This is a genomic window from Limnothrix sp. FACHB-881 (assembly GCF_014698135.1).
Taxonomy (GTDB): domain Bacteria; phylum Cyanobacteriota; class Cyanobacteriia; order CACIAM-69d; family CACIAM-69d; genus CACIAM-69d.
Genome location: NZ_JACJSN010000009.1, coordinates 82,313 through 99,191, shown reverse-complemented (window position 1 = coordinate 99,191; position 16,879 = coordinate 82,313). Strand labels below are relative to the sequence as shown.

Below are 16,879 nucleotides of genomic sequence, written 5' to 3'. Positions count from 1 at the left end.
TCTTGCGCGGATCGGGGCCTTGTGATCGAACTCGCTCGATCGCGCCCACCGTTCCCCATCCAGGTTAACCGAACCGGCCCCTAGACCAGGCCCCAAACGGCCGCCCCCGCCAGCAAGGTTCCTGCCAAAATCAGCACCAACCGCCGGAGCCGATCGAGCGTGGGTTTCACCTCATAGGAAACCACTAGCCGATCTTGGGCCAACATTTCCGGAGCCTTTTCCCAAACTTGGCCGTCATACCAGCCGGATTCTTCATAGATAATTTTTTCGCTGAACAGGCGACGGCCCACATAGCTCCAGGCCGAATAGATCCGCGCCAACACCAGCAACACGGGCAACACCGCCCCGCCACCGGCCCCCAACAGAAAGTGAGCCAGGTCTTTTTTGAGGGGGAAGCTGGCGGCGGCCACGGGCCCCACCACCAACCAGCTCCAGGCCCAAATCCACAGCAGCTTGATCACCAACCCTCGGCCCGGCAAGGTGGGCCAAGACAACAGCCAGGCCTCCTTCAACTCGGAAAACTCGTTGAGGGGTTGTTGTTCTTCGGGAACGGGGCAAACCGAACGGGGCGATCGCGTCATAAACAAGGGATGAATCAGCTCTGTTGCGCCGCTCAGGCATGGATGATCAGCGGGGGGATCGAATCGAGATCCCTAGCCAGCCGTGTTGGACGATTCGGTGGCGGGCAGGGGTCGAAACTCCAGCCGCCTGCTGTGGCCCCAAAAGGCTTCTAAGTTGTAGTACTCGCGCTCCGTGGGCATCATCACATGCACCACCACATCGCCGTAGTCATGCAAAACCCAGCCGCCATCACCATAGCCAGCGGTGTTTTGGGGCCGGCGATCGAACTCGGTTTTCAGCTTCATCTCGATCGCGTCGGCAATGGCGCGAATTTGGGCCCGCGAAAACCCGGTCACAATCAGGAAATAGTCCGCCAGGTAGGAAACCTCCGTCACCTCCAGCAGCGCAATGTCTTCCCCTTTGCGATCGTCCGCCGCGTTGGCCGCCGCGATCGCCACTTCATAGCTGGAACCACGCCCCAGTTGATAGACTGCCCCCTTGGCCACAGGCGGCGCAAACTCCACTACCGTCTCATCGTCCCCTTCGTCTTCAATGCCCTCAGCCGTCAACAGGGCCAGCTCTTGCGCGTTCAACTTCAAATCCGGATCACTCATCAAAATTACGTCGCCGCGATCGGCTGGCGAGGTGAGTTCTACACAATGGCGCAACACAATGGCACCAAACAATGGCACAACGCAGGAACCCGAAACCAAAACGCTGATGAACGGTCGATCGATCAACCCAGCCTCCACCCCAAGCAAAACTTAAATGGTGGCAACAAACTGGGGCGATCGGGTCATGAAGATGAGAGCGCAGCCCTCCGGTTCACGGGTTACTGTTTTGAGTCACGCGCCATTGAACCTCCAGTCTAGCAAAAGCCGTTGTTCTGCGAATTGATCCCCTGAATTACCATCCCCGAAAGCATCCTTCCGCCAATCCTGGCCTGAATTTGCACCCGCCAGCCCACCCCATTTTTAAATTCTTGGGCCGCAACGCCAGCCTCCAAGTCTCTGTTAAAATGGCGGCGTTGTTATTGCCCCGTAGCACCCTTGAGTCCGTCTCTCGATCTTCCCAAGGTTGACGATTTTTTGCAGGAACTCGCTGCAATCCAGCAAACCGGCTCCAAGCGGATCGCCATCCTGGGTTCGCGCCACGTGCCGATTACGCATCAACAATTGATTGAAACCCTCAGCTACGCATTGGTGCTGGCCGGGAATCAAATTATTACTTCGGGTGCTACGGGAACCAACGCCGCCGCCATTCGCGGAGCCATGCGCGCCGATGCCAATTTGTTGACCGTGATTTTGCCCCAAAGTTTGGAGCGGCAACCGCGCGAATCTCGCGATCAATTGGAATCGGTGATTCATTTGGTTGAAAAACCAGAAAATGACCAGCTTTCTTTGGCTGAAGCCAGCTCCCTGTGCAACCACGAAATTATTTCCCGTTGCCAGCAGTTAATTTGCTTTGCCTTCCATGACAGTGTGACCCTGCTGCAAACCTGCCGGGAAGCTGAAGAACAGCGCCGGGTGGTCACGCTGTTCTATTTCGACTAGTTGATTCGACTTCGTGAAATTCGACTAGGTGAAAACGCATGATTTTGGGTTTTAGCATTCCCACTTTGCTGCTGGGTTCAGTTTTTGTGGCGAGCTTTTTGGTCTATTTCCCTTACTTGGCGGTGGCCTATGCCCGGTTCCAGGTGGGGATGGATTTGGGTGCGCCCCGGGCCATGTTCGATCGCCTGCCGGACTATGGTAAGCGAGCCACTTGGGCCCACCAAAACAGTATTGAAACCTTTGCCCCCTATGCCGCTGCGGCCCTGGCAGCCTATGCCACCGGGGTCAACACCCCTGCGGCCGGTTGGGCAGCGGTGGCCTTTGTGGGAGCGCGGGCGCTGTTTTCGGTGGCCTATTTGGCCAACGTTCCTCCCCTGCGATCGCTGATGTTTGGCATTGGGCAAATTGCAATGATTTCGCTGTTTGTGCAAGCGCTCCAGCAAATTGCCTAGGGGGGCTGAATCCACGGCTGAATCAGTCACCATTGGCGAGTCTGGTTCATGGGAGCTCGATCGCCCTTGGCTGAAGATTGATCACGAATTGGGCGATTCATTTTGTATTGGTGTGGATTGAAAAATTAGGGTTATGGCTGCGACGTTTTCCTTTGATGTGGTGAGTGAGTTCGATCGACAGGAGTTGGTCAACGCGATCGACCAATTGCAGCGAGATTTGAAATCCCGCTACGACCTGAAAGACACCAACACGATCGTTGAACTGGGCGAAACCGATCTCACGATCGAAACCGCCAGCGAAATGACCCTTGAAGCTGTCACGGCCGTTTTGCGCGAGAAAGCCGCCAAACGAAAACTAGATCTGAAAATCTTTGACTTTGGCGACATTGAATCCGCGAGCGGCAACCGTGTTCGCCAAAAGGTGAAGTTGCAAAAGGGCATTCCCCAAGACATCGCCAAACAAATCAGCAAATTGATTCGCGATGAGTTCAAAAAAGCCCAAGCCCAAATTCAAGGCGACGCAGTGCGCGTTTCTGCCAAATCCAAAGACGATCTGCAACTGGTGATCCAGCGCCTGAAGCAGGAAGATCTGCCCGTGGCGCTGCAATTCACTAACTATCGTTAGTCCCACCGGCTCCCCGATCTAGGAGCCGGCCCTGGCAACCCAAAACATCTTCAAGCACTTTGCCGTTTTGGCAAGGTGCTTCATTTTGGCAATGGGATACTGCCGCATAACCACGGCCAGATGCAGCGCGATCGCCCTGGTGGAATGGCCGGACTCGATCGTTGTTGCAGCCGCAATGGGTTGGCAAATGTCCAGAGACCACGATGTTGCTGGCTTGCTCAAGGACAAATTCTAATGCAACAATTTCGCATTAATTAGAATCTGTCTTTTAAGCCAGCGCGATCGCCATGACCATCACCACTTCTGAACAAGCCGCCGTTGAGCTTTATCAAGAGACGGCTGCCCAAGCCCGACACCCAGACGCAACCGATCGGCACGATCGCCTGTTGGTTTACCCCGCTTGGCTCTGGGACGGCTACATCCGAGAAGTGGAACTCCGGGAAGGCTTTGAAATCCAAGTCCATCACTACCGGCTGCGCGATCGCTGGGATGCGGCCCTGGCCGAGCGTGCCGAGTGGCTGTCGTTTCATTTTCATCTCTCCGGACAGCACCAAGACAGCTACACCGAAGTCCACAACCTGGAATATGCCCTCTACGGCAGTGGCCTGGCCCCCAAGGATTGGATCATCGGCACAGACCGGAACCCGATCCTAGAAGTCCATATTTGGCTGTCGCCGCAGGTGTTTCAGTCCTTTGCGGGTCAAGACGGGGAACTCCCTCCGGCCTTGCGCCACCTTGTGCGGCCAGCCGACCAGCTCTACTACACCCGCGTCGGCAAAGTCTCTAGAGCCATGCAGCGGGTGCTGTGGCAAATCATTCGCTGTCCCTATCAGGGCATTACCAAGCGGATGTTTCTAGAAAGCAAGGCCCTGGAGGCGGTGATGCTGGTGCTGGCCGATGAGCTGAAAATTCAGCAGGAACAGCCATTAACCCATGGCCCAGCAGAGACTTGGGAGGACGGTGCGGCGCTAGCAAACCTGAAGCCTGATGATATCGATCGCCTGCACCAGGCGCGATCGATCTTGCTGAAACACCTAGAGCAGCCCCCCTCATTGATGACTCTGGCGCAACAGGTGGGGCTGAACAGTCGGGCGTTAAAAGAAGGCTTTCGGCAGGTGTTTGGTCAGCCACCTTTTACCTATTTACATGACCATCGCCTAGAGCAAGCCAGACAGTTGCTCGAAACCGGCGAGCTAAAAGTGTCCGAAGTCGCGACTGCCGTGGGCTTTGGCGATCGCAGCCACTTCGCCAAGCAGTTCAGAACCAAGTTCGGCATCAATCCCAAGCTCTATCAGGCCCAGCGCAAAAAGTTCTGCTAGCCCCCAAAAAAAGTACCGCGACTCACCAAAACGGCTTTGTTTTGCTGTTCGCCCTTGCTAGGCTCCTGAAAGTCTTTCTCAACTGCGGTGTGGGGTCATGGTTAATCGGTTGTCGGGTCTGGTGGTGGCGACTGTGCTGTCGGTGGCAGGGCCACAGGTCGCCTGGGCCGAGGACAACGCTCAAATTCCCCGAGTACAAGACCTAGGGCAGCCTGCCACCAGCCTCCAAGAGTGGCGGGCGCAAATTGAGCGCACCACCGTGCAAGTAACCGGTGTGCAACTGAACCGCACTGATACGGAACTTGAAATTGTCCTAGAAAGCGCCGAAGATCAGCCCCTGCAAATTGATGCGACTCAGTTCCGCACCGAGGGCAATAGCCTCGTTGCCGAGATTCCGAATGCCGTGCTGTCGCTCCCAGCAGGACAAGCTTTTGTGGCGGAAAACCCGATCGCCGACATCGCCACAGTGCAGGTGACGCAGCAAGACAGCAACACGATCCGGGTCAGCGTCACCGGAACCAACGCCCTGCCCACCACCGAAGTGACCCTAACCACCGCCGGCCTGGCCTATAGCCTCAACCCTGCCGGGGAGGAGCCAGACGAAGAACTCGTGGTCACCGGAGCAGGGCAACGGGGCTATCGCGTGCCAAACTCCGCCGCCGCAACGCGAACAGATACGCCCTTACGCGATATTCCCCAATCGATCCAAATCATTCCCCAAGAACTGCTGCAAGACCAACGGGCTGACGTGACCAGCGCCTTGCTGAATGCGCCTAGTGTGCGGGTTGGTTCGCCGTCTAACTTTGATGCGGTGCGGGCCCAGGTGCGAGGCTTTTTCACTTCGCCCACCGTCGATGGCATAGTCGCGCGGGACTTTAACGGGGTTTCTGCCAATATTGGCCCTGACCTCACGGGGATTGAGCAAATTGAAGTGCTTCAAGGGCCCAACTCCATTTTGTTTGGCTCATCCTCGCCGGGGGGGACGATCAACTTTGTCACCAAGCGCCCTTTGAGCGATCCGTATTACTTCGTTGAGGCGAGCGCGGGCAGCTTCGATTTTTACCGGGGTGAAGTGGATTTCTCTGGCCCCCTCGATCGCGACAAAAACATTCTTTATCGACTGAATACTTCCTATCGAGACCAAGAGCTTTTCACGGATTTCAGCCGAACTAGAAACTTCGTGATTGCACCGGTTCTGAGTTTTGCCTTGGGTGACAACACCACACTCAGCATTGAAGGCACTTATAAGCACTTGCTGCGCGATAACGCCACCCATGGATTGCCGATTGTGGGCACAATTTTGGATAACCCCCTTGGGGATGTGCCGCGCAGCCGCAACCTGACAGAAAGTGATGCTGAAGTTAGACAGACCCGAATTGGCTACAAGCTGGAGCATCAATTTAATGAAAATTGGTCATTAAATCATGCGTTTCGATATGGGTGGATGGAGTTTGACACCTTTGGCCGATTTCCGGGAGCGCTGGGTGCTGACAATCGAACTGTATCAACCAGCTTCTCTGACATTTCCGATCAGTATTTTGACTATCGGATGACTACGAATGTGGTAGGTAAGTTCGCGACCGGCTCCATTCAGCATCAATTATTATTTGGGGTTGATTTAGGGCGATCGGATATTGAGCTGAAGTTCACGGGTCTAGAAGGCCCGCCCATTGATTTGTTTGATCCCACCTTTGGGGCATCGCCTGGCGCGGTGACCTTTAGCAGTGAAGACAGCATTGTGACCGATGAGCTGGGGATTTTGCTGCAAGATCAAATCACCCTAGCAGACAACTTGAAGGTGCTGATCGGTGGTCGGTTTGACATGTTTAGACAGACTGGCGATTTCGGCAATCCCGATCTGGTTCAGACGGGCGAGGCATTTAGTCCTCGGCTAGGGATTGTCTATCAACCGATCGAACCGATTTCTCTGTATGCCAACTACAGTCGATCGTTTGAACCAACTATTGGTCGTTCTCGCGACGACAGTACTTTTGAGCCTACCCGAGGAACCCAGTTTGAAATTGGTGTGAAAGCCGATTTAAGCGATCGGCTTTCGGCAACTTTAGCGTGGTACAACATCACCCAAAAAAATGTGCTGACCACCGATCCCGTTGATGACAACTTCTCAGTGCAAACGGGAGAGCAGCGGAGTCGGGGTGTTGAACTCAGCGTGGCCGGGGAGGTTTTGCCAGGGTGGAATATCTTTGCCAGCTATGCTTACAACGACGCAAGAATCACCGAGGACAATAACTCGGATCTGGTGAATAACCGTGTCCAACGCACTGCGCCCCATGCGGCAAGTTTGTGGACAACCTACGAAATTCAGGAAGGCGATTTTCAAGGGTTGGGATTTGGTGTGGGCTTGTTTTATGTGGGCGATCGCGCAGGTGACAATGCCAATACGTTTGAGTTGCCGAGCTACCTGACAACTGATGCCGCAATTTTTTATAAACGGAACGGATTCCGCGCGGCAATCAACATCAAAAACCTCTTTGATGTGGAGTACTTTGAAGGGTCTTTCAACCGGAATCGCATCTTTTATGGCGCACCGCTGACCGTGCAAGCCAGTTTTTCTTGGACGTTTTAACCCAGCGATCGGCGATCGCTCAGTCGAGATAAAAAGCAATAGCTACTGCAAAGTCATCTTGACCGATCAAAAACTCGGGCGATCGCCATCTTCAATCGCCACAGTTCTATTAGGAATGAGTCGATCTCAGCCAATCACCGCCACAACATACCCAATTCATCAGCCGGGGTAAGCATCAGATGGAATCACCACAAAAGCCTTTACCAAAATCACTCACTCGCCTGCTTTCTGCCAAACTCAGGACGATTTCTTTCTTCATTCACCGCTGGTTAGGTTTAGCGATCGGGATTTTGTTGTGCATTGCGGGTTTGACTGGCAGCGTTCTCGTTTTTTGGCACGAAATTGATCATTGGGTGCTGGCTCAGCGACTGGGAACCGTTGTGCCTGCCGGGACAATAGTGCCCGTTGCTGCCATCATCGAATCGATCAAAGCGGCCTATGGGAAAAAGCAATGGAACCTCAGCACCGTTGCGCCACCCCAATCAGCCCAGGAACCCTATCAGGCCTGGTTGGAAACCCCAGCGCATCACCATTGGCAGGTGTTTGTGCATCCCTACACGGGGCAAATTATGGGCGATCGGGAATGGGAAAGCAGTTGGGTTGGCCTAATTTATGACCTCCATTACAAACTGCTGGCGGGGGAAACAGGAACCCTAATTATGGGCATTGTTGCGTTGCTGACACTGATCTTGAGCCTCACTGGCATTGTGTTATGGCCGGGCTGGCGCAACTTCATGGCTGGATTCAAAATCAAGTGGAAAAACGCCCATATCAAACGAACAAACTTTGATATTCATAAAGTTTCAGGCATCATTACGGCAATCTTTTTGGGCTTGATTGGGTTCACGGGGTTTGCTTGGAATGTGCCTCAAGCCAAGGTGAATGAGGCGATTTATACTGTCACTTTCACACCCAAGCCAGCCGCGCCAGTTTCCAAGCCCATTCCAGGTCAGCAGCCTTTATCCATTGCTGAGTTGATCCAGCGAGCTGAAGCGGTGATTCCCGATGCGACGATGACCTATATTGTGCTTCCTAAAAAGCCGGAATCTCCATTGATCGTGAGCAAGCGGCAAACCCAAGAACGCTCGCAATGGGGCAATACTAGAGTGGCGATCGATCAGTTTACTGGTGAGTTAATTCAACTGACTGATGGGCTGAAGCCGACTCGGGCGGAGGCGATTATGAGTCAGTTTGATGCGGTTCACTTTGGGACTTTTGGCGGGCTGGCAACCCGAATTCTTTATGTTTTCGTTGGGTTGGCTCCCCTAGCGCTGTTAATCACAGGTTTCGTGATGTGGAAGCATCGGCGCAGAGTTCCCAAGCCGGGCCATTCCTAAGTCAATACAGTTATTAGTCACGCTATAGGTTTTGATTTGGAGGCGATCGCCTAACTCAGGACTGATGACCCGCTAAATTCCTAAAACTAATATCTACAGGGGCTGGATAGTTGTAATAGAGACTGTCATGCAAAACACTCAACCCGCCACCATACCAAGCTTGTGTTACCTGATGACATTCTGCCTATCCGCTATGGTTTAAGGAGGTCAAATACTTTAAATAGTTGATCATCTACTGGTTGTTTTAGTTCAGCTTCTTTTTCAAAATGGTATGAAATCCAACGAACATCTTTACTCTCAATACTTGTATAAAAGTAAATCGCGTTAGATGCTTCAACAAATTTGATAAATGGCAGTAATTCCAGTGGCTTTGTCTGCCCTGAATTACGTAGATACAGCTTTTTTCTGTCAAGAGGGATTAGGCTTTTTACTGTTATTTCATTGAATGGGGTTCTTGCTCCGATTAATTCTTTTGCGTTAAAAGTGAAGATACCATCTTCAAAACTGCTTGTTGTCGGGGAGAGTATTCGAGTATCTTCAAAGGCATCAGCAATATACGTTCTAAACTCGTTTAGTTTCTGTTCAAGTGTTAGGACTCTTTGATTATTTTCTTCTTCGCTTGTTATGCCACCATGTCCCTTCCATTTGTTTCTAAGATCGGCAACTTCCCCTAATATACGGACAATGCTCTTGCTGGTAATCATTGATAAAAATGCTTCTGTCGGATTGCCAAACAGGCTTTTGCAATAATCCTTCCTATCGCTATCTTTGTCTAATACATATTTTCTAATCGCCTTTGAAAGTTTTGACGTAAGGGCATTCCAATTGCCAAACGTAGCTCTCAAATACCAATCTTGAAATTTTTCATCATTATTAACCCAGTTATGGCTTTCGGCTTTGTAAAATTCTTTGTCTTGAACTAAAGCACTCAGCATTAGCATTGATAAAAATTCCGAAAATCCTTCAAAGAAGTGAAACAAGTGCTCAATTTTCTTACTATTGTCTTTAGTGGCATAATACCGCCACAGAATCGAAGAGATAGGAAAAGGCAGTTCGTCAATCCAGTTTTCCAATTTCTCTTCCTGATTTATAGTTTTTAATTCCTTAGAGATTGAATTATAGCTTTTTGGTTGTTTCCATAGATTGCGTCTAAGTTCATCAAGCCTAAGTGTGAATTGTTGAATTTTGCTATCAACTTCAATTACCTCTGCTTGGGTAGGTAAGTCAGGCAAAAATAAAACGCATTTTGAGAGTTGAGACTTTAAAATTCGAGGAATTACTACACCAGCTTCTAAACTCTCTCTTGATTTTTTACCAATTGGCGTATTGAAGTAATTTGCCACATAAATCGCATTGGCTTTTGTTTCATCAAGTTGAATTTGATAGTAATTCTTTGGTTGGATTTTCAGTTCTGATAAACTTGCAACAACGGGACTGCTTCCGATCTTGGGTAAATAAATAGAATTAGCTAAATGCTCAACTTCATCAGCATTGTCGCCCTTGAGTACATTTATAGATTCAGAAATATCAGTTAATAAAATATCAGTCAATAAAGTTGGCGGGTAGCCAATTCTCTTGACAAGTTCTTGCATCTCTTTTTCAGCTATAAGTGCATTCAATGACTCGAACTCTAAAAAATCAACAAGACAGCCAAGTTGAATAGCTCGACCTTGTTTTTGGTTTTTGAAGTTTTGGAGTATTGTTTTATTCGTTATATCATCTTGTGAAATTTCAGCAACAAATGTTTTCTCTTTATTCTGTTTAGAGATGAGAATAAGATGTAACTGAATACTTGTCATTGGTGAAAAAGCACCGGAAGGAATGGAAAAGACAGCATCAACAAAAAGTCCTTGTTTGTTTAATGCTTCTTTCCCTTTTTCGTTCCACAAAAATGAATTAGGAACAAGGAAGATTAATTTTCCATCTTGAGCTAAACGTTCACCACATTTCAAGAGTAGAGTTGTTGTAAAATCAAAAGGACTTTTCTCTCCATTTACGTCTTGCATTCGTCTTCCGAAAGGAGGAAACGAAAGAACCAAATCAAATCCCTGTGTTGTTTTTGATAGTTCATCTAGTGTGTCATCAAGCTTTATATTCTGACTTTTTTCCTCGAATAAGGACTTAATAGTTTCAAATTCTGTTGAATCTATGCAAGTTCCGAAAACGTCATCAGCCTGAATATAAAAAACAGGCGAGGATGCTGTTAGCCAAGGATCAAAAATAGATTTTTTGCTCTCGGCTTCTAGAAGTTTTTCAATAAATTTCAAAACATAAATAGGTGCAACAATTGAATAAGCATTTGCCAGTTTAGAAATTAATTCTGTGCTCTGGAATAAGCTGTCAAGCTTTTCCACTCCCAAAGTTGCTCCAATAAGCTCCAACAACCTGGTGTCACGACATCCTCGAAAACTTGGATCTGCCCGAAGTCGGTCAAGGTTCCTCCAAATTTGATTTTTTATGTCTGTTTGTTGCATCTTTGTTGCCTTCTACGCTTGCAAGTAACTTAAAACCAGTAGACCTAGTTATACATTAGACCGCAGGTTCAGGATATCACCCCCAATTAGGGGACTCTTGCCACAACTCTAATTGTGGAAGCACCACAATTAATCAGTATACTTCTATCGATCAACCTCCTGCCACCTTCTACTCACTCAAGTTCTCAATCTAGGTATTCGCAACTCCTCAAATAACCCTGTCTAGCCGTTAGCCTGTCGCGGTTTCTGAGATTGTAAAAATTTACGAATTCGGCAAGACGATCGCCCGTTGTACCCAGCCAGCCCGATCGCCCACCAGAACCAACGCAGTGTTAGGCAATGGGCACAACATGGAGACGTAACCCAAGCACCTGTAAAACCTTGAGAACCGTAGCAAACTCCGGATTACCTTCGATTGACAAAGCCTTGTAGAGACTTTCACGCCCCAACCCTGTTTCACGGGCAATCTGGGTCATCCCTTTAGAGCGGGCAACATCTCCCAACGCTGCCACGATTAGGCTTGGATCACCCTCTTCAAGAGCAGCTTCCAGATAAGCAGCAATATCTTCCTTGGTTTCCAAATGATCCGCTGCATCCCAAGAATGAGTTTGAACGATCGCCATAGAAACCTCCTATAGGTCTTGCGCCAAATCTAAGGCTGTTTTGATGTCTCGTTCCTGAGTACGCTTATCCCCTCCTGCCAAAAGGATAATCAAGGTTTCCCCTCGTTGGACAAAATACACTCGATAGCCTGGGCCGTAGTCGATCCGCAGTTCTGATACACCTTGCCCCACTGGCTTCACATCGCCTGGATTACCCATCGACAGCCGCCGAATGCGAATATCAATACGCGCTTTTGCTTGGCGATCGCGCAAAGTTTTAAACCATTGCGCATAAGTTTCCGTTTGGCGAATTTCAAACATACTGCTAACTGTATCCTGTGGGATACAGTTAATGGCCTTGTTGAGGACAAATCAACTGATCGCCACCCGAAAGCAACGCTTCTGAACTGATCAGGGTTTACGAACTCGGCAAGACGATCGCCTGTTGTACCTGACCTGCCCGATCGCCCCGCGCTGTTAGTTCCACCACCATTCCCGGTTCACCACGCACCAGCCAGACCACCCGCGATCGATCGTCCGTCGGATCCATGTGGTCGTAATAGGGCGTAGTCGGTTGGTGCGATCGCCCCGCCAGATGACCCAAACTCACTTCCGGTTGACCGCTGATCAGCTCCGCGCCCGGCGGTAAGGCGATCGCCGCGCGGCAAGGTTGCACCGCCCCCTTTTCGATCGCCTTTTGCGTGCCATTGGTCGGCAGCCAGCCCGTGTTTTGCACCACCCACTCCACTTGGAACAGCCGATCGCCCAAGGATTGCGCCGTGGCCTTCACCGGTTCCAGACGCGGCGAAATCAGCAATTGCCAGAGCAGCCAGCGGGGAAACCGTTCGATTTCTCGCTCCAACAGGTGAGCCGGTGGGTTGCGCCAGGTGCAAATTTGGTTCCAGCCGCCCAGCTCCACCTTGCCCAGTTGCGGATGTTCCCAGGCGTACCAGTCCACATAGCCGCGCCCGTCCAGCACCTCATCGTTCCACTTCAGCAGCGCCAAATCTTCCTCGATCGGGTGGTCGTCCAGCCACTCCAGCAGCTTCGGCGTTTTCACCCCCGCCGCCTGGGGCAAATTCCACAGCTCCACCGTCCAGGCAAATAGCCCCCGCTCCTCGTAGCACCAATCGTCAAAGGCTCCGGTCATCACGTTTTTCGGATGGTCGCAGTAGCCCTCAAACACGCTGGTGGCGGGGTAGTCGGTCAGTTCTGTGCCCTTTTGCCCGATCGCCCGGTAATTCAGCCAGTCCGCTTGGGGCAATTCCATGTCGGTGGCGTGGCTGTAGGGACGCAACAGCAGGCCGCCAAAGGTGTGGAAGGCCACGGCGGCGTTCAGGTTGGGGTGATGGGCAATGAAGTCCGCGATCGCCCGGGTTTCCGGCTCCGAGGTGGGATAGTTGCCCGCGCCGGCCTGTTCCGGCTCCGGTCGCCACTGCATCGGGAAATTGCGGTTCAGATCCAACCCTTCGATCGGGCGGGGGGCGGCGATCGTCGCGCCGTCGTAGCGATCGATCCGGCCCTCCGGCAGCAGTCGATAGTAAGTGCCGCCGGTTTCGATCGGGTCGCGCCGCACCAACAACCGGGGATCGCGATCGGACACTTTCCAGGCCCCATTGGGATCGGGCACACGCATCCAGAGAATTCGCCCATCCCCGTCGATATCTTCCATTTGCAGTTCGCTGGGGCCGCCCGCCAAGTGATCGCCCGGATAGGGTCGAGTGCTCGATCGCACAAATTTGGGGCGATCGGCCAGGGCCAGCTCGGCTCCGTCGGGATTGACGCGAGGGCAAATATAAAACGTCCGCGAATCCAGACAGCGGGTAACGTCCGGATCGCTGCCGTAGTGCTTTGTCAAAAAGTCGAGGAGATAGAGGCAGGCCGTGGAAGGCGCAAGTTCCGTGGCGTGGATATTGCCATCCACCCAGAGGGCTGGCTTGTGGCGATCGGGCCCCGTCTCGCTATTGGTGATGGTTAGTAACCAAATATCCCGGCCCTCGTAGCTGCGGCCAATCGATGCCAATTGGACAAGCTGCGGAAATGCGGCCGCGTAGCTCTGCAAAATCTCCGACAGTTCCGCATAGCGGTAGAGACGATCAAAAGAAACCTGACCCATGGGTGTTCTGTGTTCTTGGCCCAGCCCGACCAGAGGATGCATCGTGAATCACCATACCCGCCCATGCGGGGCTTGATCGGGATGCCGATTGACGTGAATTGACGTAAATCGACATGAAGACGTAAATCAAAAACGACTAACGCGAGATCTATGCCTGATCAAAACCCAATCAAAACCCAATCATGACCAAACCAAGGCTCATGCCGACGATTTGGGGCCGGTTGGGGGGAAATCAAACCCGGCCGGATTGTTCACCAACCAGGGCGATCGTGGCTCAGGAAGGGATGCCAGCCTTTGGATTCCAGCACTTTAACACCTCTATGAGGGGTCTTGCCCCCCATTGCCTCCACCCTTGTCGCAATTCCCGTACCCGCGCGATCGCGCCAGGCTATACAGAATCCTTTAGATTAGTTTTAAGGTTGTAAACATTTATTCACAGTTTCCCACCCCCTAGCTCAAAACATCGGTACTGATTTGGGGCTAAGGAGCCGCTGTGAGCCTGTTGCTAGCCCATTGTTGGGCTGTTGACTTGGTTGATGACGAATCCCCGGGATCTGTCCATGGATCCATTTATCTGGCTTATTTGGATCCCTTGGTCTGTTCATTTGGTCTGTTCATTTGGTCTGCTCACTGCAATCTGCCCATGATGACCTTTGGTGATTGCTCCGCCACCACGAGCCAACCCCGTCCAACTGCGTAATCTTGCCCTCTTGCCCCTCTCTGCACCATGTTTGAGTACTTTACCGATCGCGCCATCCAAGCCATCTTGCTCGCCCAGGAAGAATCTCGCCGCTTGGGCCACCGCCTCGTGGGCAGTGAGCAAATCCTGCTCGGTTTGTTGGGTGAACAGTCCAGCCCGGCGGCTCAGTTGTTGGCGGCAGCGGGGGTCACCCTGGAGGGGGCCCGGGCCCGGGTGGAAGCGCTGATTGGTCGCGGCGCGGGGATGGTTCCGGACGAAGTGCCTTTTACGCCCAAGGTGAAGGCCCTGTTTGAGGCGGCCTTGGCCGAAGCGCGTCAACAGGGCCAAAAGGTGGTGGCTCCGGAGCATTTGCTGTTGGCGATTATTCGCGATCGGGACAACTCGGCGGTGAAGGTACTGCGGAGTATGGATGTGGATCCCGATCAATTGCGGATCAACTTGATTCGATTGCTGGGCGAAACGGCGGCGGTGGCCGCAGGCGATCGGGGCGAGTCCCGGCGAGAGTCCACGGGCGATCGCGCCGACAGCGGCAACATTTTGGCCACCTACTGCACCAACCTGACCCAAGCGGCGATCGAGGACAAGCTTGATCCTGTGGTGGGGCGCGATCGGGAAATTGAGCGCGTAGTGCAAATCCTCGGTCGCCGCACCAAAAATAACCCGATCCTGATTGGTGAGCCGGGCGTGGGCAAAACCGCGATCGCGGAAGGCCTGGCCCAGCGAATTGCCCTGGCCGATGTGCCGGAAACCCTGCTGGATAAGCAAGTCTATTCCCTGGATATGGGGCGGTTGCTGGCGGGCACGCAATATCGCGGAGCCTTTGAAGAGCGGCTGAAGGAACTGGTCAGCGAAGTGCAACGGGCCGGCAACGTGATTGTGTTCATTGATGAAGTCCATACCCTGCTGGGTGCGGGCGGAATGCAGGGCGGCCTGTCGGCGGGCAACCTGCTGAAACCTGCCCTGGCACGCGGTCAGTTGCAATGCCTGGGCGCGACGACGCTGGATGAGTATCGGCAATATGTTGAGCGGGATGCGGCCCTGGAGCGGCGATTCCAGCCGGTGAAGGTGGGTGAGCCGACCCCAGCCGAGGCGATCGAGATTTTGCGCGGCCTCCGCAGCACCTACGAAACCTTCCACAACGTGCTGATGACCGATGAGGCGATCGCAGCGGCTGTTACCTTGGCCGATCGCTACATTGCCGATCGGTTCCTGCCCGACAAGGCGATCGACCTGATCGACGAAGCCGGTTCCCGGGCCCGCGTCAGCGTTGGCAAAAAACCCGCTCACATCCGCGATTTGGAGCAGCAACTAGCCCAAACCGTGGAAGAAAAAGAGCAAGCCGTGGAAAATCAAGATTTTGAAACGGCGGCCAAACTGCGCGATCGGGAATTGGTAATCACTGAAGAACTGGCGATCGCCCGCCAAGCCCCCGCCACCGAGCGCCCCCGCCCAACGATTACCGCTGAAGACATTGCCGAAATCGTCAGCCTCTGGACAGGCGTACCGGTAACGCAGCTTTCGGATGCGGAAGTGGGACAACTACTGAACCTGGAAGCCAAGCTGCACGAGCGGCTGATTGGGCAAAACGAGGCGATCGAAGCGGTCTCGAAGGCCCTGCGCCGGGCCCGCTCCGGCCTGCGGAACCTGGAGCGCCCGATCGCCAGCTTCCTGTTCCTCGGCCCCACGGGTGTGGGCAAAACGGAACTAGCCAAAGCCCTGGCTAACTTCATGTTCGGTTCCGATGAGTCGATCATTCGGATCGACATGTCCGAATTCATGGAACCCCAATCCACCTCGAAACTGATCGGCAGCCCGCCAGGATTTGTCGGCTACGGCGATGGCGGCCAGCTCACGGAAGCGGTGCGCCGCCGTCCCTACAGCCTGGTGCTGTTTGACGAGGTGGAAAAAGCCCACCCGGACGTGTTCAACCTGATGTTGCAGTTGCTCGATGAAGGGCGGCTGACGGATTCCCAAGGGCGGGTGGTCAGCTTTCGCAATTCGCTGATCGTGATGACCTCCAACCTGGGGGCCAAGGCGATCGCTAAGGGTGGCGCAAACCTGGGCTTTGGCCTCGCCAGCGACAGCGCCGAGGGTCGTTATCAAGCAATCCGCGATCGGGTCACCGATGAGCTGAAAAACTTCTTCCGCCCCGAGTTCCTGAACCGGTTGGACGAGGTGGTGGTGTTCCGCCCCTTGGAAAAATCGGAAGTGCGGCAAATTGTCGATCTGTTGGTCGTGCAGGTGGCCGATCGGCTGGTGGAGCAAGACATTCGCCTGACCGCGAGCGATCGCTTCAAGGACAAGGTGGCCGATGAGGGCTTCGACAGTAGCTTGGGGGCCCGCCCGCTGCGCCGCAAGGTGACGCAACTGCTGGAAGATGCCCTGGCAGAGGCGATTCTGTCCGGTCGGGTCAAGGGAGGCGATCGGGTGTTGGTGGACTTGGCCGACAACGGCGAAACCCTGCTCGATATCCAATCCCAGGCGATCGACCTGCGCTTACCGGCGGGCGTGAGCTAAGGAAGTTCGATCAGGGAGATCGCACCGTTTCAGATA

General features: G+C 52.9%; 14 protein-coding genes. 7 read left to right on the top strand and 7 right to left on the bottom strand.

Features of this window, described 5'->3' with window-relative positions; all coding sequences use genetic code 11:
• Positions 1 to 80: 80 nt before the first annotated feature.
• Positions 81 to 581, bottom strand: coding sequence for a CGLD27 family protein (locus H6G52_RS10595; protein WP_190528179.1), 501 nt, complete (start codon positions 579 to 581; stop codon positions 81 to 83).
• Between the two features lie 72 nt (positions 582 to 653).
• Positions 654 to 1,043, bottom strand: coding sequence for a ribosome silencing factor (rsfS, locus tag H6G52_RS10590; RefSeq protein WP_370567079.1), 390 nt, complete (start codon positions 1,041 to 1,043; stop codon positions 654 to 656).
• Positions 1,044 to 1,610: 567 nt separating this feature from the next.
• Between rsfS and H6G52_RS10585 the strand changes: the two genes are divergently transcribed.
• The 3 genes from H6G52_RS10585 (at position 1,611) to H6G52_RS10575 (ending at position 3,191) form a co-directional block, all read left to right on the top strand.
• Entirely contained in the window at positions 1,611 to 2,114 is a 504-nt protein-coding gene (locus H6G52_RS10585; RefSeq protein ID WP_099533428.1) for a DNA-processing protein DprA, read from the top strand.
• A gap of 38 nt (positions 2,115 to 2,152) precedes the next feature.
• Positions 2,153 to 2,566 (top strand): MAPEG family protein, encoded by a 414-nt coding sequence (locus H6G52_RS10580; RefSeq protein ID WP_190528177.1) that lies wholly within the window; start codon positions 2,153 to 2,155, stop codon positions 2,564 to 2,566.
• A 133-nt stretch (positions 2,567 to 2,699) separates the two neighbouring features.
• The gene (locus tag H6G52_RS10575; RefSeq protein ID WP_099533429.1) at positions 2,700 to 3,191 is read left to right on the top strand and encodes a YajQ family cyclic di-GMP-binding protein; all 492 of its coding nucleotides are present in this window, start codon (positions 2,700 to 2,702) and stop codon (positions 3,189 to 3,191) included.
• Between the two features lie 18 nt (positions 3,192 to 3,209).
• Here the strand turns inward: H6G52_RS10575 and H6G52_RS10570 are convergent, their stop codons facing one another.
• Positions 3,210 to 3,413 carry a hypothetical protein gene (locus tag H6G52_RS10570; RefSeq protein WP_190528175.1) on the bottom strand — a complete coding sequence of 68 codons (204 nt, stop codon included), beginning with the start codon at positions 3,411 to 3,413 and terminating at the stop codon, positions 3,210 to 3,212.
• A 65-nt stretch (positions 3,414 to 3,478) separates the two neighbouring features.
• On the opposite strand from H6G52_RS10570, the gene H6G52_RS10565 reads away from it, so the two are divergent.
• From H6G52_RS10565 to H6G52_RS10555, 3 genes are all read left to right on the top strand, one after another.
• Entirely contained in the window at positions 3,479 to 4,510 is a 1,032-nt protein-coding gene (locus tag H6G52_RS10565) for an AraC family transcriptional regulator (protein ID WP_190528173.1), read from the top strand.
• 97 nt (positions 4,511 to 4,607) lie between these two features.
• On the top strand, positions 4,608 to 7,097 hold the full coding sequence (locus H6G52_RS10560; RefSeq protein WP_190528171.1) for a TonB-dependent siderophore receptor: 2,490 nt from the start codon (positions 4,608 to 4,610) through the stop codon (positions 7,095 to 7,097).
• Positions 7,098 to 7,276: 179 nt separating this feature from the next.
• Positions 7,277 to 8,434: a PepSY domain-containing protein gene (locus H6G52_RS10555; RefSeq protein ID WP_190528169.1), complete on the top strand. Its 1,158-nt coding sequence runs from the start codon at positions 7,277 to 7,279 to the stop codon at positions 8,432 to 8,434.
• Positions 8,435 to 8,625: 191 nt separating this feature from the next.
• Here the strand turns inward: H6G52_RS10555 and H6G52_RS10550 are convergent, their stop codons facing one another.
• The 4 genes from H6G52_RS10550 to H6G52_RS10535 form a co-directional block, all read right to left on the bottom strand.
• Positions 8,626 to 10,908 carry an N-6 DNA methylase gene (locus tag H6G52_RS10550; RefSeq protein ID WP_190528168.1) on the bottom strand — a complete coding sequence of 761 codons (2,283 nt, stop codon included), beginning with the start codon at positions 10,906 to 10,908 and terminating at the stop codon, positions 8,626 to 8,628.
• A gap of 332 nt (positions 10,909 to 11,240) precedes the next feature.
• Complete coding sequence (locus H6G52_RS10545) at positions 11,241 to 11,531, bottom strand: addiction module antidote protein (RefSeq protein ID WP_190528166.1); 291 nt, start codon at positions 11,529 to 11,531, stop codon at positions 11,241 to 11,243.
• Positions 11,532 to 11,540: 9 nt separating this feature from the next.
• On the bottom strand, positions 11,541 to 11,831 hold the full coding sequence (locus H6G52_RS10540) for a type II toxin-antitoxin system RelE/ParE family toxin (RefSeq protein ID WP_190353633.1): 291 nt from the start codon (positions 11,829 to 11,831) through the stop codon (positions 11,541 to 11,543).
• Positions 11,832 to 11,928: 97 nt separating this feature from the next.
• Positions 11,929 to 13,626, bottom strand: a complete 1,698-nt coding sequence (locus H6G52_RS10535; RefSeq protein WP_190528164.1) for a M14 family metallopeptidase — start codon at positions 13,624 to 13,626, stop codon at positions 11,929 to 11,931.
• A gap of 727 nt (positions 13,627 to 14,353) precedes the next feature.
• On the opposite strand from H6G52_RS10535, the gene H6G52_RS10530 reads away from it, so the two are divergent.
• Positions 14,354 to 16,843 carry an ATP-dependent Clp protease ATP-binding subunit gene (locus H6G52_RS10530; protein WP_190528162.1) on the top strand — a complete coding sequence of 830 codons (2,490 nt, stop codon included), beginning with the start codon at positions 14,354 to 14,356 and terminating at the stop codon, positions 16,841 to 16,843.
• Positions 16,844 to 16,879: the final 36 nt, after the last annotated feature.

Coding starts and splice junctions, on each gene's coding strand:
- H6G52_RS10595 (WP_190528179.1), bottom strand. CDS start 581: ATGACGCGATCGCCCCGTTCGGTTTGCCCCGTTCCCGAAGAACAACAA.
- H6G52_RS10580 (WP_190528177.1), top strand. CDS start 2,153: ATGATTTTGGGTTTTAGCATTCCCACTTTGCTGCTGGGTTCAGTTTTT.
- H6G52_RS10575 (WP_099533429.1), top strand. CDS start 2,700: ATGGCTGCGACGTTTTCCTTTGATGTGGTGAGTGAGTTCGATCGACAG.
- H6G52_RS10565 (WP_190528173.1), top strand. CDS start 3,479: ATGACCATCACCACTTCTGAACAAGCCGCCGTTGAGCTTTATCAAGAG.
- H6G52_RS10560 (WP_190528171.1), top strand. CDS start 4,608: ATGGTTAATCGGTTGTCGGGTCTGGTGGTGGCGACTGTGCTGTCGGTG.
- H6G52_RS10555 (WP_190528169.1), top strand. CDS start 7,277: ATGGAATCACCACAAAAGCCTTTACCAAAATCACTCACTCGCCTGCTT.
- H6G52_RS10550 (WP_190528168.1), bottom strand. CDS start 10,908: ATGCAACAAACAGACATAAAAAATCAAATTTGGAGGAACCTTGACCGA.
- H6G52_RS10545 (WP_190528166.1), bottom strand. CDS start 11,531: ATGGCGATCGTTCAAACTCATTCTTGGGATGCAGCGGATCATTTGGAA.
- H6G52_RS10540 (WP_190353633.1), bottom strand. CDS start 11,831: ATGTTTGAAATTCGCCAAACGGAAACTTATGCGCAATGGTTTAAAACT.
- H6G52_RS10535 (WP_190528164.1), bottom strand. CDS start 13,626: ATGGGTCAGGTTTCTTTTGATCGTCTCTACCGCTATGCGGAACTGTCG.
- H6G52_RS10530 (WP_190528162.1), top strand. CDS start 14,354: ATGTTTGAGTACTTTACCGATCGCGCCATCCAAGCCATCTTGCTCGCC.